The sequence below is a fragment of the Sporichthyaceae bacterium genome (assembly GCA_036269075.1).
Taxonomy (GTDB): Bacteria; Actinomycetota; Actinomycetes; order Sporichthyales; family Sporichthyaceae; genus DASQPJ01.
The window spans coordinates 105844-118825 of sequence record DATASX010000036.1; the positions used below are offsets into that span (position 1 = coordinate 105844).

13 protein-coding genes are annotated in these 12982 nt (G+C 70.6%); 4 read left to right on the plus strand and 9 right to left on the minus strand.

The window, feature by feature from the left end; all coding sequences use genetic code 11:
- Positions 1-13: 13 nt before the first annotated feature.
- The 6 genes from VHU88_07460 to VHU88_07485 form a co-directional block, all read right to left on the minus strand.
- Complete coding sequence (locus VHU88_07460) at positions 14-1510, minus strand: ABC transporter substrate-binding protein (protein ID HEX3611510.1); 1497 nt, start codon at positions 1508-1510, stop codon at positions 14-16.
- A gap of 11 nt (positions 1511-1521) precedes the next feature.
- Entirely contained in the window at positions 1522-3429 is a 1908-nt protein-coding gene (locus VHU88_07465) for an ABC transporter permease (protein HEX3611511.1), read from the minus strand.
- Complete coding sequence (locus VHU88_07470; protein HEX3611512.1) at positions 3426-3971, minus strand: hypothetical protein; 546 nt, start codon at positions 3969-3971, stop codon at positions 3426-3428. Before VHU88_07470 ends, VHU88_07465 begins: the two co-directional genes overlap by 4 nt.
- A complete protein-coding gene (locus VHU88_07475; protein ID HEX3611513.1) occupies positions 3968-4204 on the minus strand; it encodes a hypothetical protein in 237 nt (78 codons plus the stop codon). The genes VHU88_07470 and VHU88_07475 overlap by 4 nt, the downstream gene beginning before the upstream one ends.
- A gap of 92 nt (positions 4205-4296) precedes the next feature.
- Positions 4297-5613: a hypothetical protein gene (locus VHU88_07480; protein ID HEX3611514.1), complete on the minus strand. Its 1317-nt coding sequence runs from the start codon at positions 5611-5613 to the stop codon at positions 4297-4299.
- A 53-nt stretch (positions 5614-5666) separates the two neighbouring features.
- Complete coding sequence (locus VHU88_07485; protein ID HEX3611515.1) at positions 5667-6365, minus strand: ABC transporter ATP-binding protein; 699 nt, start codon at positions 6363-6365, stop codon at positions 5667-5669.
- A 315-nt stretch (positions 6366-6680) separates the two neighbouring features.
- On the opposite strand from VHU88_07485, the gene VHU88_07490 reads away from it, so the two are divergent.
- From VHU88_07490 to VHU88_07500, 3 genes are read left to right on the plus strand one after another with little or no spacing between them, the layout of a single operon-like run.
- The gene (locus VHU88_07490; GenBank protein HEX3611516.1) at positions 6681-7295 is read left to right on the plus strand and encodes a helix-turn-helix domain-containing protein; all 615 of its coding nucleotides are present in this window, start codon (positions 6681-6683) and stop codon (positions 7293-7295) included.
- A 28-nt stretch (positions 7296-7323) separates the two neighbouring features.
- Complete coding sequence (locus VHU88_07495) at positions 7324-8040, plus strand: hypothetical protein (GenBank protein ID HEX3611517.1); 717 nt, start codon at positions 7324-7326, stop codon at positions 8038-8040.
- A 10-nt stretch (positions 8041-8050) separates the two neighbouring features.
- Positions 8051-9001, plus strand: a complete 951-nt coding sequence (locus VHU88_07500) for a propanediol utilization protein (GenBank protein HEX3611518.1) — start codon at positions 8051-8053, stop codon at positions 8999-9001.
- 10 nt (positions 9002-9011) lie between these two features.
- On the opposite strand, the gene VHU88_07505 is transcribed toward VHU88_07500, so the two are convergent.
- The 3 genes from VHU88_07505 to VHU88_07515 are packed head-to-tail and all read right to left on the minus strand — an operon-like array spanning position 9012 to position 12267.
- On the minus strand, positions 9012-10040 hold the full coding sequence (locus tag VHU88_07505) for a phosphotransferase (protein ID HEX3611519.1): 1029 nt from the start codon (positions 10038-10040) through the stop codon (positions 9012-9014).
- Positions 10037-11110 (minus strand): TIGR03857 family LLM class F420-dependent oxidoreductase, encoded by a 1074-nt coding sequence (locus tag VHU88_07510; protein ID HEX3611520.1) that lies wholly within the window; start codon positions 11108-11110, stop codon positions 10037-10039. Before VHU88_07510 ends, VHU88_07505 begins: the two co-directional genes overlap by 4 nt.
- The gene (locus VHU88_07515) at positions 11110-12267 is read right to left on the minus strand and encodes an LLM class flavin-dependent oxidoreductase (GenBank protein ID HEX3611521.1); all 1158 of its coding nucleotides are present in this window, start codon (positions 12265-12267) and stop codon (positions 11110-11112) included. The genes VHU88_07510 and VHU88_07515 overlap by 1 nt, the downstream gene beginning before the upstream one ends.
- 14 nt (positions 12268-12281) lie before the next feature.
- On the opposite strand from VHU88_07515, the gene VHU88_07520 reads away from it, so the two are divergent.
- Entirely contained in the window at positions 12282-12920 is a 639-nt protein-coding gene (locus VHU88_07520; protein HEX3611522.1) for a TetR/AcrR family transcriptional regulator, read from the plus strand.
- Positions 12921-12982: the final 62 nt, after the last annotated feature.

Below are 12982 nucleotides of genomic sequence, written 5' to 3' on the forward strand. Positions count from 1 at the left end.
TCCCTGGAGCCGGTCAGATGCAGCTGAAACTGGTTCCGCGCGGCGCGTAGAACCCACGCCGGTCGAAGGCCATCGGGCTGTAGCAGAAGTTTTCCGGCGCATGTGCTTCACCGGCCGTGTAGGTCGTCGGCGGTATCAGGCCGCCGAGGGTCTCGTTCTTCACCAGGCCCAGCCCCTTGAAGATCAGCTCCCGGGTCAACGGGATGTCGCGGACCGAAGGGCCGAGCAGGTCGACGGCGCGTTCCAGCATCCGGGCGCTGGACCAGGCCAGCGCGCTGGACGCCTCGATGCGGGCCGACGGGTTCCACCGGTCCATCGCCGCCCGGTAGACCTTCTCGCCGACGTTGTCCGCGCCTTGGGAGAACGGGAACACCGGCGCGGCCATCGAGAGCGTGGCCTCCTGCAGGTTGCGGTCGGCCGGATCGAACCCGGCCTGGCTGGCAGTGATCGCGATCGGCACGGTCAGGCCGACCGTGGCGCACGAACGTGCCGTGCGAGAGACGCCACCGGCATCGCCGGCGAACACCAAAGCCTGGGCGCCGGCGGTCTTCGCTGCCTGGCAGGCGGAGGTGAAGTCGTTCTGGGTCAGCGAGACCTGCGTCTGGTAAACGATCTGCATCCCGAACTTGGCGGCGTAGCCGTCCTTGTCCAGGGTGTCGCGGAACGCCGTGCAGGCGCTGGACTCGACGCAGTAGAAGATCGCGATCTTCTTGACGCCGCGGTCGCGCAACGACTGCACCGACCCGGCGAACTGGGCGCGCTCGTTGCCGCCCACCGGGAACAGGTCCGGGGACTGGTGCCAATCCGGGGTGACCTGGTCGCCACCGACGGCGGCGATGTTCATGCTCTCGACGCCCTTGCGGAACCCCGCGACGTCGAGCGGGGCGTAGCTGGCCACCAGCGCGACCGCGTTGCGCAGTTGCACCATCTCCTTGACCGCGGCCTCGCTGCGGGCCGGGTCGGAGGCGGTGTCCTTCTCGAACAGGGTGACCGGGTGGCAGCCCAGGCCCCCGCGGGCGTTGATCTCCCGCACCCACACCGGCAACGTGGCCAACGCGCCCTGGTTGTTGGCACCGACCAGTCCGCTGAACGCGCCGACCTGGCCGATGACGACCGGCGACCCGGCCCTGGTGCAGCCGACGGGGTTCCCTCCCGCTGCCGCCGCCGGTGCGACCGGCGCGGGCACGCCGGCCTTGGCCTGCTGGGCGGGGGCCGCGACCCGGCCGACCGTCGTTGCCTTCGCGGGCGCCGCGACCGGCGCCGGCGCGGACGCCGCGACGGGGCCGGCGACCGAGGCCGCTGCGACGCCCGGGGCGGCCGCAGCGTTTGCAACCGGTGCCGCCGACTGCGCGGACTCGAGCGCGGAGACCCGTCCGGCCAGTCCGCCGCCCTCGGCGGCGATCACCGCGGTCTGGTCCACGCGCGACCCGCCGCAGGCGGGCAGCGCGAGCGCCGCCACGGTCAGCACGACACCCAGGCGGATCACTCGGGTCCGCTGGTGGAACTTCATCGGATTCCCCTTCACGACAGCACCGCCTGCTGTGGCGTCGGCAGACCCGAAAGGCGGCCGGCGGCCGGTCCGCCGTGCCCCAGCCGGTGCGCGGAGTTGCGCAGGGCCTTCTCGAGCAGCACCGAGCCGCGGCCGGGCAGGTCGACCGCGGACAGTACGGCCGCGACGCCGAAGGCCAACTGGAACCACAGTGCGGTCCGTTCACCGTCCAGGTAGACCAGCGGGATCACGCTGATCGCCGGAGCGATCACGGCGGCCGACAATGTGCCCGCGCCGGCCAGCGACAGCACGGCCAGGATCAGCAATGAGTTCACGTAGTTGTACGAGTCGGCGCTGACCGAACCGAATATGCAGGCACCGAGCGCGCCGGACAGCGCCGCCAGCGCCGCGCTCAGGCAGAACACCAGCGTGCGGGTGATGTTGACGCCGGCGCCCAACGTGCTCAGGGCAACCGGGCTGTCGGCCATCCCGCGCAGCAGTCGTCCCAGGCGCGTCCGCTCCAACACTCCGACGCCGGCCAACGCGACCACGCACAGGGCCAGCACCAGGTAGTAGTACTGGGTGTCGCCGGACAGGCCGGCCGGCCGGCGGGTGGCGTGGCCGCTGGTGCCGAAGAAGAAGCTCTTCCCGTACAGGTACTGCGCCAGCAGGATCCCGAACCCGAGGGTGGCCAGACCCAGGTAGAGGCCGGACAGCCGGATCGCCGGGATCGCGACGACCGCGCCGACCGGCACCGCGATCACCGCGGCCAGCAGCACGGCCAGGCCCCACGGGGCGCCGGCGTCGAGCAGCCGACCCATCGCCGCACCACCGATCGCGGCGAAACCCACCTGGCACAAGGAGATCTGGCCGGAGATACGGACCAGCAGCACCAGCGAGAGGAACAGCAGCACCTGGGTGGCGGCCACCGTGTACGAGGAACCGTGCACGCCCCAGTACAACGGCGCCCCGAACGCCGCCGCGCCGATTGCCAGCCAACCCAGCGAGCGCACCCGCGGGTCGGTGTCCGTCCGGCGCGCCCGGGGTCGCACCGGTCGACCCAACTCGGCCAGCTTGTGCCGTGGCAGCACGATCAGCACGACGAACAGCACGAGGAACGGGGTGTTCACATCCAGCCCGTGCATCCAGGCGTGGCCGGCGGCTTCCTTGGACAGCAGGGCCTGCAGCACTCCGACCGCCAGGCCGCCGGCATAAGCCAACGGGAGGCTGGTGAACGCTCCGATCGCGGCGGCCCCGAAGGCCTGAACCACCAGCAGGGACAGCAATGTGACGTCGAGTTGCTGCTGCGCGCTGGCCAGCAGGATCCCCGAAACCGCGGCGAACGAGCAGCCGATCAGCCACGAGAAGCGACGGACCCGCACGGGCGCGACCCCGGTCAGCCCGAGCAGCGCCGGGTCGTCGACGACGCCGCGCATCCCGCGGCCGAGCCGGGAGCGGGCGAAGAAGAGGTAGAGCGCGACTGCGGAGGTCAGCCCGAACGCAACCACCACGATGTTCTCGGTGGTTACTCGCACGCCGGAGACGGTGAACGCGGTGTGCGGGGTCAGCAGCGGCTCGAAGGTACGGGCCGACGGGCCGTACAGCAGGGCGGCGAGCGCCGGGATGGCCACCACCAGGCCGACGGTCGCGACGAGTTTTCCGCCCGTCGGGGCGTCGGCCAGGCACCGGGCCAGCTGCTCCATGATCAGCCCGGCCACGACGCCGAACCCGAGCACGGAGACCGCCGCGGCCAGCGGCCACGCCATCCCGTGCTCCTGGCGCAGTTGGTGGAACACCACCGCGGCCGCCGCGGCCACCGCGCCGTGCCCGACGTTGAGCACGCCGGAGGTCTTGTAGGTCAGCACCAGGCCCATCGCGGCGATGCCGTAGACCGAGCCGACCACGATGCCGATGACCAGGAACGGGAGGTATGCACTCATCGCTCGGCCCTCGCGATGCTGTTGATCGAGAGCTCGCCGCGCTCGCTGACGCCGCACACCCCGCACGGGACCAGATCCAGGTCGTCCGCGGTCAGCTCGCGCACGTCCTTACCAGCGACCAGCAGGCAATCCGGGGCGTGGTGGTGGCTCATGCCGACCCGGGTGACCCGGGTCGCTGCCCGGTCGGTGACCGGTGCCGCGTAGGCCGCCAGCCGGTCGCGGCGCGCGACGAGCGAGACGCACAGCGCGCGCTTCTCCAGCCGCACCCGACGCAGTCCGAGGCCCAGCCACAGCGCGCCGGCAAATCCGACCAGGGTGACGCCGCCGATCGCCACCGCGGTCCAGCGCAGCTGCTCGGTCCAGTCCACCGTGCCGCCGGCGCCGAACCAGGCCAGCCCGATCAGCCCGAACGCGACGGCCAACACCGCGGCGACCACCCGGTGCTCGACGGCTCGCCAGGGCGAGTCGACCGGCAGGTCGACGGAGACCGAACGCCGCGCGGGCACATGTACCTGACGGGACGTCAGACCGGCTGTGGTCACTGGCCGCCCGCCCGGGCGATCGCCGCGGCCTCGCTCGCGGCAAGCTCGGCGCGCAGCGAGCGGATCTCGCGCCACTCGTCGCGCAGGTCGGCGGAGACCCACAACATCCCCGCCACCGCGCACAGCGCGACGCCGAACGCACCGGCGGAGATGAAGTACGGCAACTGGTCAGCGACGTGCGGGGTGTCGCTGATCCCGAGGTACCCGTTGAGCATCGCGATCGCCGCGACCACCAGGCATCCGACGGCGATCGACCGGTCCCACTGGGCCTTGAGGTAAATAAGGCACGTTTCGACTCTGCTCGTTGACGAGCTCGCAAGCCCGCTCATCGGCCCACTCCTCGCGACAGGACCACCCGGACGGTGCCGACGCCGATCAGGCAAGCCCCGATCAGCGCCAGGAACAGGCCCGCCGCGCCACTGCGGTGCAACGGCCGACTGGCGGCCAGGCGCTGGTATCCGGACCGCAGCGGGGGCTTGTCGGCGGCCGGGACCACGGCGACCGTCGGGACGGCGCCGGCCGCCCTGCCGGTCGCGGCCGGAAGCGTCTGAGTCCCAGCTGACGCAGCGTCAGGAAGCGATGCGGGCAGGCCTGCGCCGGCCGTCGGCGGGACCGGCACCAGCGTGGTGGTCGGCGCCGGATCGTGCACGACCCGGGCGTCGATGGCGGCGTTCGTCTGACCGATGTCGAGCCGCACGGTCGAGGCGCCGGCGATGCCTGTCGGGTTGGGCGGCGGCGCCGGCAGCGCGGCGCTCAACGAGAGCACGGGGGCCAGCACCCCGGTGGCACTGTCGGTCGCGGCCTGGTAGCTGCCGGTGATCCCGGCGCTGTGCAGCGCGGCGAAGAAGTCTGCGGTGGCGATCGGGACCTGGACCCCGTTGCCCGTCGGGGGCACCAGGAAGAACTGACCGTCGCGCAGCGCGAACTGCGGGCCCACGATCGCGCCGCCGCCGGAACCCGGCGTGGCGGAGCCTGCGGGCAGCGCCAGGTGCAGGCCGGGCACCCGCAGCGCGTCTATCTCCAGCGAGCTGGTCCGCGCCAACTTGCCGTCGGCGGCAGCCGCGATCCGCGCCAGGCTGTGGATGCCGTCGAGCGTCATCAGCCCGGCCAGGTTCAGCGCCGACTGCCGGGCCTCGGCGACCGCGGCCACCGAGCCGTCATCGGCCTGCTCGATGCGGGTGGTGGCCACGTAACCGCTGGAGGCACTGACCGACTCGGCCTTCGACGCCGCCGCCCGCGCGGTGCTCGACGCGGACAGCTCGACCCCGGGGGCGCTGACGCTGCTCGGCTGGTCGCCGAGTTCGGCGCTCGCGTAGAACGGGTACTGGGGCAACGGGGGGCTGCCTGGCGCCAGGGCGCCGATCAGGCCCGGCAGGCCCACCAGCGCATCACCGGGGTATGGGAACGCGGCCAGCGCGGAGGACCGCGGCAGCGAGCTGAGCCGGGCCTGCGCAGTCGGCCCGGAGGCTTCCGGCACGATGCCCAGCGGCGTACTCGGGCTGGTGTACGTGACCCGTGCCCCGTAGGCGATCGCGGCGGCGTCGAAGGTGGTGTCGGCCCGCGCGGTGCCGGGCAGAACCGCTGCCCCGCCCAGGATCAGGCCGCCCGCCGTCAGCAGCGCCGCCGCGCTCCGCAAAGACAACCGCACGCTGTCGGTCCCGCGCGCAGCAGCCGCACTCTGTCGCTGCCGCGGCATCAGGACGCCACCGCGCCCAGGTAACCGGCGAAGATCGCGTCGCCGTCGACCTCGCCTGGCTCGCCGGCGAAACCGATCCGGCCGCGGTCGAGCAGGTAGACATAGTCGGCCGCCTCGAGTGCCCGGGTCACGTACTGCTCGACGAGCAGCAGGCTCGTGCCTTCGGCGGCCAGCGCACGCAGGAACACGAAGATCTCGTCGACGATCTTCGGCGCCAGGCCCATCGAGACCTCGTCGAGCAGAACGACGGCCGGCCGCTGCACGTACGCGCGCGCCAGGGCCAACATCTGCTGCTCGCCACCGGACATCGTCCCGGCGATCTGGCTCATCCGCTTACCCAGGCGGGGGAACGCGGTCACCGCGCGGTCCAGTGCCTCACGCTCGTGGCCCGGCCGGGCCTGCAGCAGCACGTTGTCGCGGACCGTCATGGTCGGGAAGACCCCGCGCCCTTCGGGCACGTGACAGATCCCGCGGGCAACGAGCTTCTCCGGCGCCAGCTTGGTGACGTCGGCGCCGTCGACGAGCAACCGTCCAGCGGTGGGGCGCAGCAGGCCGGAGGCCACCCGCAGCAACGTGGTCTTCCCGGCGCCGTTGGCGCCGAGCAGGGCGACGACCGATCCGGCCGGCACGGCCACGCTGACCCCACGCAGGACGGACACAGCGCCGTAACCGGCGTGCACCTCGTCCACGAGCAGCATGGGGCCTCCTACAGGTGCGGCACGGCGCCGCCGATCGCATCCACCGTCCGCTGAACCCGGACCGGGGGCGCAGCGCTCTCCCGTGTGGTGACGGAAACTTAGCTCAAATGGAAGGTGCTTTCAAGACTGAAAGTTGATTCTAAAAAACTTTCGTGGCACTCTCTGTCCAGGCCATCGGAAGGTGCGCCGCCCGACGCGGGCAAGCGGGATGGCGCTTGGTCAGAATCAACTCTCCACGAGCCGACCTGATGCACAGTCACAACTGAAATGTGATTAGAAAGGGACCCGCCGCGATGCTCACCCGAGTGACACGCCATGACTGAGGTGGAGGTGCGTAACCGCACCGATCGTCGGCGGGAACGCACTCGCGGCAAGCTCACCGACGCCACGCGCGAGCTCATCGCGGAGAAGGGCGTCGGCGGACTGCGGATCCAGGAGATCACCGAACGGGCCGACGTCGCACTGGGCTCGTTCTACAACCATTTCGAGTCCAAGGAGGCCGCCGTCGAGGCGGTCGTCGCGGACAGCCTGCGGGAGATCACCGAGGCGCTGGCCGCCGATCCCGTGGAGGACGCGGCCGAGCTGGTCAGCGCGGCCATCCGGCGCTTCGTCGGATTGGCGTACACCGATCCGGACTTCGCCCGCCTCGTCGTGCACCTGGACCACGCCCAGGACATCTTCGCCATGGCCGTGCATCCAGCTGCCAGCAGCGCGGTGCAGCGCGGCATCAAGGAGAAGCGCTTCAGCGTTCCCGATCTCGACGTGGCGGTCACGCTCATCGTCGGCGGCGCGCTGGCCCTCATGCGCAGCATCGTCGATGACCGTCTGGGCGCCGACGCCGACCAGCATTACGCGCAGATCAGCCTGTGCGCGCTCGGGGTGCCGACGGCCGAGGCGGCCAAGATCGCGCGCCTTTCGCTGCCCCGTTGACCCCCTGCCCACGCCGGAGGACGCCGCGATGAACCAGCTCGCCCAGAAGATCTGCCTGCACTTCACGTGGCTTTTCGTCGCCCTGGTCGGTGGCGCGTTCGCGGTGGCGGGCTGGATCCCGCCGTTCTCCCCGAACGGCAGCTTCGCGCAGATCGCCGGACACTTCCACCACCACCAGAACGTGCGCATCGCCTCGGCGATGTTCTTCTTCGGTGGGGCGTTCTTCGTCTTCCCGGCAGCCGTGTTCGCCGCGCAGTTGCGCCGCATCGAGGGTCCGCGCTCGGTGTACGCCCAGGCGCAGATGCTCATCGCCGCTGTCGGGGTGCTGTTCATCATGATCCCCGCGGCCCTGTGGTTGGGCATCTCCTACTACAACGGTGTCGACGACTCGGTGGTCGTGGTGCTCAACGCGACGGCCTGGTTCATGATTCTCGGCGCGGTGGCCAGCGCGATCCTGCAGAACGTGGGCCTCGGGTTCTGCATCCTCGGTTCCGACGGCAGCGTCTACCCGCGCTGGGTCGGCTACGTGAACCTCTACTGCGGCACGGGTCTGATGGTCGGCATCCTCATCCCGTTCTTCAAGAAGGGCCCGTTCGCCTGGAACGGCGTGCTGGGCTTCTGGGTCGTCGCGACCGACTTCTTCATCTGGGTCTTCGTCATGTACTTCACCACGTTGCAAGCGGTCAACGCGGACGTCGCGGTGCCGGCACCGGTCGAGACGCCCGTGCCGGTCGCGGCTCGCTAGGGGGACTTTCATGAGTGACGACTACGTGTACGGCGAGGATGACGAGGGCAACCACACCCCCGGTCCGGACCCGTGGTGGCAGGAAAGCGTGTTCGTGCACTGGTACGACCCGGCGATCGGCGTCGGCGGGGTGCACCGGATCGGGCACGAACCGCACGCCGGTTCCGGCGAGGCCGCGTTGTGCTGCTTCGTGTTCGACCGCCAAGCCCGGTTCCGTCGAGTGGAGCGGGTCCCGCTGCTCGCGGCGGAAACCCCACGCGGCTTCCGGGCCGGCGGCTCGACGTGGGACATCGAGGACGGGCTGCCGCGGGTACAGGTCAAGGAGGAGGACCTCGAACTCGACCTGCGAGTGGACAACTTCTATCCGCTCACCGACTTCTTCCCCTCCGGCGGAAGCATGGTCGACGACTTCGCCAAGCACCACTACGAGACCTCAGGTCGCGCCCGGGGGACCGTCACGCTTCAGGGCCGCAGCTACACCGTCGACGCGATGTGCCACCGCGACCACTCCTGGGGCCCGCGCCGCTGGGACATGCTGCTCTCGCACCGGTGGGTGTCCGGCTCGATCTCACCGGAGCTGTCGTTCGGCTCGATCGCCTGGCACGCGGTCGACGACACCACGGTGGCAGTCGGTTACGTGGTGCGCAACGGCGTCGTGACGATCGCCAAGGACGTCGACGTGGTCGCGTTCATGGAGGTCGACGCGCTGACCCACCGCGGTGGCGAACTCCGGATGACGCTGCCGGACGGCGAGGTCCTGCACGCGCGGTGCACCGTGGTCGACGGAGTTGTGACGGGTAATCACAATGTGACCTGGGTCGACTCGGTGTGCGAGGTCGAACTGTCCGACGGCCGCACCGGCTACTGCGACTTCGAGCTCAGCACCAACCCGCGGGCCGGTACCCGGCCGGTGCGGACCGCGTTGCGGGCCGCACTGGCCGAGGGGTGGAGCACCCGCTGACCGACGGTGCTCAGAGCACCGCGAACGAGTCCAGCTCGGCAATGTGGCGCAGGCAGCGGGTGATGATGCGATCGCCCAGGCCGCGGCCGTCGCCGATGTCCATGGCTCCGATCAGCGCCATGCCCGCGCCCAGCGGGTAGACGATGTTCTGTCGGTAGTGCGCGACGGCGTCGTCGAAGGAGTACCCGCCGATCCCGTTGCCCACCAGTCGCGCGTGGTACCGCTTGAGCAGGGACTGCCAGTTCGCCGACAGGTCGTCGCCGTCCATGCTCCCGGCCAGCAGGTTGCCCACGTCCTGGGTGCCCCGGCCGCGGGCGACCGCCTGCCAGTCGATGAAGCAGGGCGTGCCGTCGGCGCCGAAGAACAGGTTGTCCAGCCGGGCGTCGTTGTGGATCAGCGTCTGCGGGCCCTCGACCAGGCGGGCCAGGATCTCCGGCCAGGCCGGGGCGCGTTCCAGGATCGCGGCCAGGACGTCCGGGGAGACCCGATCGCCGTAACGTTCCGCCAGGGCCGGCGCGCCGCTGGCGACCAGTTGGCCGATCAGCGCGGCGAAGATACCCTCGCCGGGGGAGGCCAGCGCCGGGTCGGCCAGCTGGTCGGAGCCCCAGTACGCGGCGTGCAGGTCGCCCAGCGCGTCCATTGTCACTTGCGCGTCGGGCAACGTCATGCCGTCCATCTGGTCGCCCATCCGCTGGCTGCCCAGGTCCTCCAGCAACAGGGGGGCCACGTCCCCGTCGCCGATGAACCAGCACCGCGGGGTGCGCACCGGCACCGCGGAGGCATAGCCCGCGTAGAACGCCGCTTCGCGGGCGAACAGCCCCATCACCTGATCCATCTGCTGCTGGATGTCGCGCTCTCCGCGCAACTTCGCGATGAGGGTGGCCGGTCCGCCGTCTGTCCGGGAGATGTGCAGGCGTGCCATGTCCGTGGTGGCGCCGCTGAAGGCGACGGGCTGCACTTCGAATGACGTGACCTCAGCACCCAGTGCCTCGCGCAGCCAGTCGATCCCCAGCTTCTCCACGCGCTCGACGCCGCTCATGCCATCACCTTCCAGGCCGCCAGCAGCCCCGCGTTCTGCTCCGGGGTGGAGCCGTACGTCGCGATCTCATCCGCGCCCGCGTCGGCGAAGCGCGCAAGGTTCGCCGCACATTGCGCGGCGGTACCGAACGCACACGAGTCGAGCATCCATTCGTCGGGGATCAGCGCCGCCGCGTCCATCATCTGGTGGCGGTGCATCGCCATGTCCGCGACCTTGCCCAGCCCGGAGAAGATCGGGTGGTCGCGCACCTTGAGCACGACCTGCTCGTCCCAGCCATTGACCCGGGCCAACTTCTCCCCGTAGCCCGGGTAGACGAAGTACGTGGTCGCGCGGCCGTGCGCGAGTTGCCGGAACTCCTCCTCGTCGAGGTCCGGCGCGGTGATCACTGCCTGGCAGATGCGCACCGACGCCGGGTCCCGGCCGATGCGCTCGCACGCCTCGTGGATGCGTGTGACGGCGGCCTTGGTCGCGTGCGGCGTGAACACCGGCGGCAGGATCACGCCGTCGTAGGCGGCAGCAACGGTGCGCGCCCCCAGCGGGTTCGCGAACGACCCCAGCCACAGCTCCGGCGGCGGGCCGGCGTAGGTCTCGGAGAAGGAGAAGTTCTCGAACGACCCGGACTGCCCGGTGTAGGAGACCGACTCCCCGCGCCACAGCGCGCGGTACATCCGCGCGTACTCCTCCATGTCGGCGTAGGAGGCCTTGGTCAGCCCCATCCGCTTGAAGATGGCGTCGTCGCCGAGGCCGAGGGCGATGGCCAGGCGCGGGCCGAAGCAGGCGTGCATGGTGGCGCCGAACGCGGCGGTGTTCCACACCTGCCGGGTCTGCGGGTCGATGGTGCCGGTGGCCAGGCGCAGCGTGGAGGTGCGCGCAGCGATGGCGGCCAACAGCACGTCGGCGTGCTTGATGTCGTAGCGCTCGGACAGGAACGCGCGGTGGAAGCCGAGGCGCTCGGCGGCCACGCCGTCCTCGATGCCCTCGGCAACCGTGCGCGACTCGGTGACGAACTTTCGGGGCCTGTCGTGGGCGCTGACCGCGCCCGCAATCACGTACGCGCTGAGGTCGGCCATCACCCGGCCGCCTTCAGGCGGCGGCAGATCTCGATGTTGCGGCCCAATGCCTGCTGTGCGTCCTCGGGTTCGAGCACGAGCGGCATCAGGTCGCAGACGCTGACCCAGGTGGCGCCCGCGTCGACATAGGGCTGCACCTGCGCGGCGACCTGCTCCGGAGTGCCCTTCACGTAGGAGCGCTCGACGATCTCATCGGTGATCCGGTCGAGGAACTCCTCGATCTGGCTGTCGGTCCACTCCACGGGCCGCAACTTGACGGCGTAGTGCCAGTCCTCGGGCATCGGCGGGGTGATGCCCTCGCGGGTCCAGGCGGCCATTTCCACCCGGCCGGCGATGCCCGCCATGTAGCGCAACAGCTTGCCCCGCAAGGCTTTGCGGATCACCTCTTCGTCCTCGTGCACCGCGGCCATGAACCACAGCCCGAAGCCGAAGGCCTCCGGGTCGCGACCCTTCTCGACCAGCGTCTTCTTCAGCTCGCCGATGCCGACTCCGAACGACTCCGGCGTCGGGTACACCGAGGGCACGATCGCGGCCATGCCGTCGGAGTAGGACGTGCCGAGATCGAGCAGCTTCGGTCCGCCGCCCAGCGCCCACAGATGCGGCCGGGCGCCCCGAGCGCTGCCCATCCAGGCGTTCTTCAGGCTCCAGTGGTTGCCGGTGGTGTCGACCGGGCCGCTGGTCGCGTCCCACAGCGCATGGAAGCTGTGGAACTGGTCCTCCAAGCGGGCCAGGCCTTCTGACCGCTTCCAGCCGTAGGGCGTCGCCTGCTTGGCCTCGCCGGCGCCCATCATCACGGTGATGCGACCGGCGGACATGTTCTGCAGCGTGAGCATCGTCTGGAACAACTCGGCCGGGCCACGGCGGATCGCGTCGGTGCTCACCGTGATGCCGAGATTCGGCGCGGCCGCCAGCACGTAGGCGCTGAGTGCGTACGCGTCGGCGTAGGAGTCGATGTCCGGCAGCAGCGCGGCCAGCGGGGAGTTCTCCGGGTTCCACAGCTGGCGCGGCCAGAAGTTCGTCATCTGGTCCCAGACCAGCAACTCGTCCACCACGCCGCTGCCAGCGGCGCCTTGGGCGTAGGCGGCGAAGGCCGCGGGCGGGGTGAAGCGATCGGAGATCAGTGGGATCGAGGTGGTCACCATGGCGGCACCGTACATGTACGGTACAGGTTATGACCAGACCCGAGCAAGCGCGACTCAGCCTCGACGTGATCGTCGAGGCGGCCGCCCGGCTGATCGCCGAGGAGGGCTACGACGCGCTCAACATGCGCCGGCTGGCCCGGGAGTGCGGCGTCGGCGTGATGACGCTGTACGGCTACTTCCGCACGAAGGACGAGCTGCTGCAGGCTCTGGCCGACCAGCTGTTCAACCTGGTCGAGCTGCCTGAGGACGACGCACTGCCGTGGCAGGAACACATCGTGACGGTGCTGCGCTCGGTCCGCTCGGTGTTCCTGGAGCACCCGGAACTGCTGCCGATCACGGCGATGCACCGACTCGACTCGGGCGGCGCCTACCGCGGCGCGGAGTCGTTGTTCGGGGCGCTGCAGCGAGCCGGGCTGAAAGGTCCGGAGGTCGTGCACGCCTTCGACGCACTGGTGGCCTACACCTTCGGCTCGGTGCAACGCGAGATCGTCCTCGCCCGCGCCGCGTCAGGTCCCTTGCCGGGCCTGCATCGACTGGCCCGCGAGGACTTCCCGCGGGTGATCGAGCTGGCGGGCCAACTGGTGGCCCGCGACAGCGCGGCGGCCTTCGAGGCCGGGCTGACGCTGCTCATCGACGGGATCGCGGCCCGGCGGCGGCCCCGGCGCTGACGCCGCGTCAGATCGTACCGGCCAGGCTGATCACGGCGATGAAACGGGACCGGCGCCAGGCG

What these genes read in the sequence shown, in the direction of transcription:
- VHU88_07460 (HEX3611510.1), bottom strand. Translation starts at nt 1,510, where the DNA reads ATGAAGTTCCACCAGCGGACCCGAGTGATCCGCCTGGGTGTCGTGCTG.
- VHU88_07465 (HEX3611511.1), bottom strand. Translation starts at nt 3,429, where the DNA reads ATGAGTGCATACCTCCCGTTCCTGGTCATCGGCATCGTGGTCGGCTCG.
- VHU88_07485 (HEX3611515.1), bottom strand. Translation starts at nt 6,365, where the DNA reads ATGCTGCTCGTGGACGAGGTGCACGCCGGTTACGGCGCTGTGTCCGTC.
- VHU88_07490 (HEX3611516.1), top strand. Translation starts at nt 6,681, where the DNA reads ATGACTGAGGTGGAGGTGCGTAACCGCACCGATCGTCGGCGGGAACGC.
- VHU88_07495 (HEX3611517.1), top strand. Translation starts at nt 7,324, where the DNA reads ATGAACCAGCTCGCCCAGAAGATCTGCCTGCACTTCACGTGGCTTTTC.
- VHU88_07500 (HEX3611518.1), top strand. Translation starts at nt 8,051, where the DNA reads ATGAGTGACGACTACGTGTACGGCGAGGATGACGAGGGCAACCACACC.
- VHU88_07505 (HEX3611519.1), bottom strand. Translation starts at nt 10,040, where the DNA reads ATGAGCGGCGTCGAGCGCGTGGAGAAGCTGGGGATCGACTGGCTGCGC.
- VHU88_07510 (HEX3611520.1), bottom strand. Translation starts at nt 11,110, where the DNA reads ATGGCCGACCTCAGCGCGTACGTGATTGCGGGCGCGGTCAGCGCCCAC.
- VHU88_07515 (HEX3611521.1), bottom strand. Translation starts at nt 12,267, where the DNA reads ATGTACGGTGCCGCCATGGTGACCACCTCGATCCCACTGATCTCCGAT.
- VHU88_07520 (HEX3611522.1), top strand. Translation starts at nt 12,282, where the DNA reads ATGACCAGACCCGAGCAAGCGCGACTCAGCCTCGACGTGATCGTCGAG.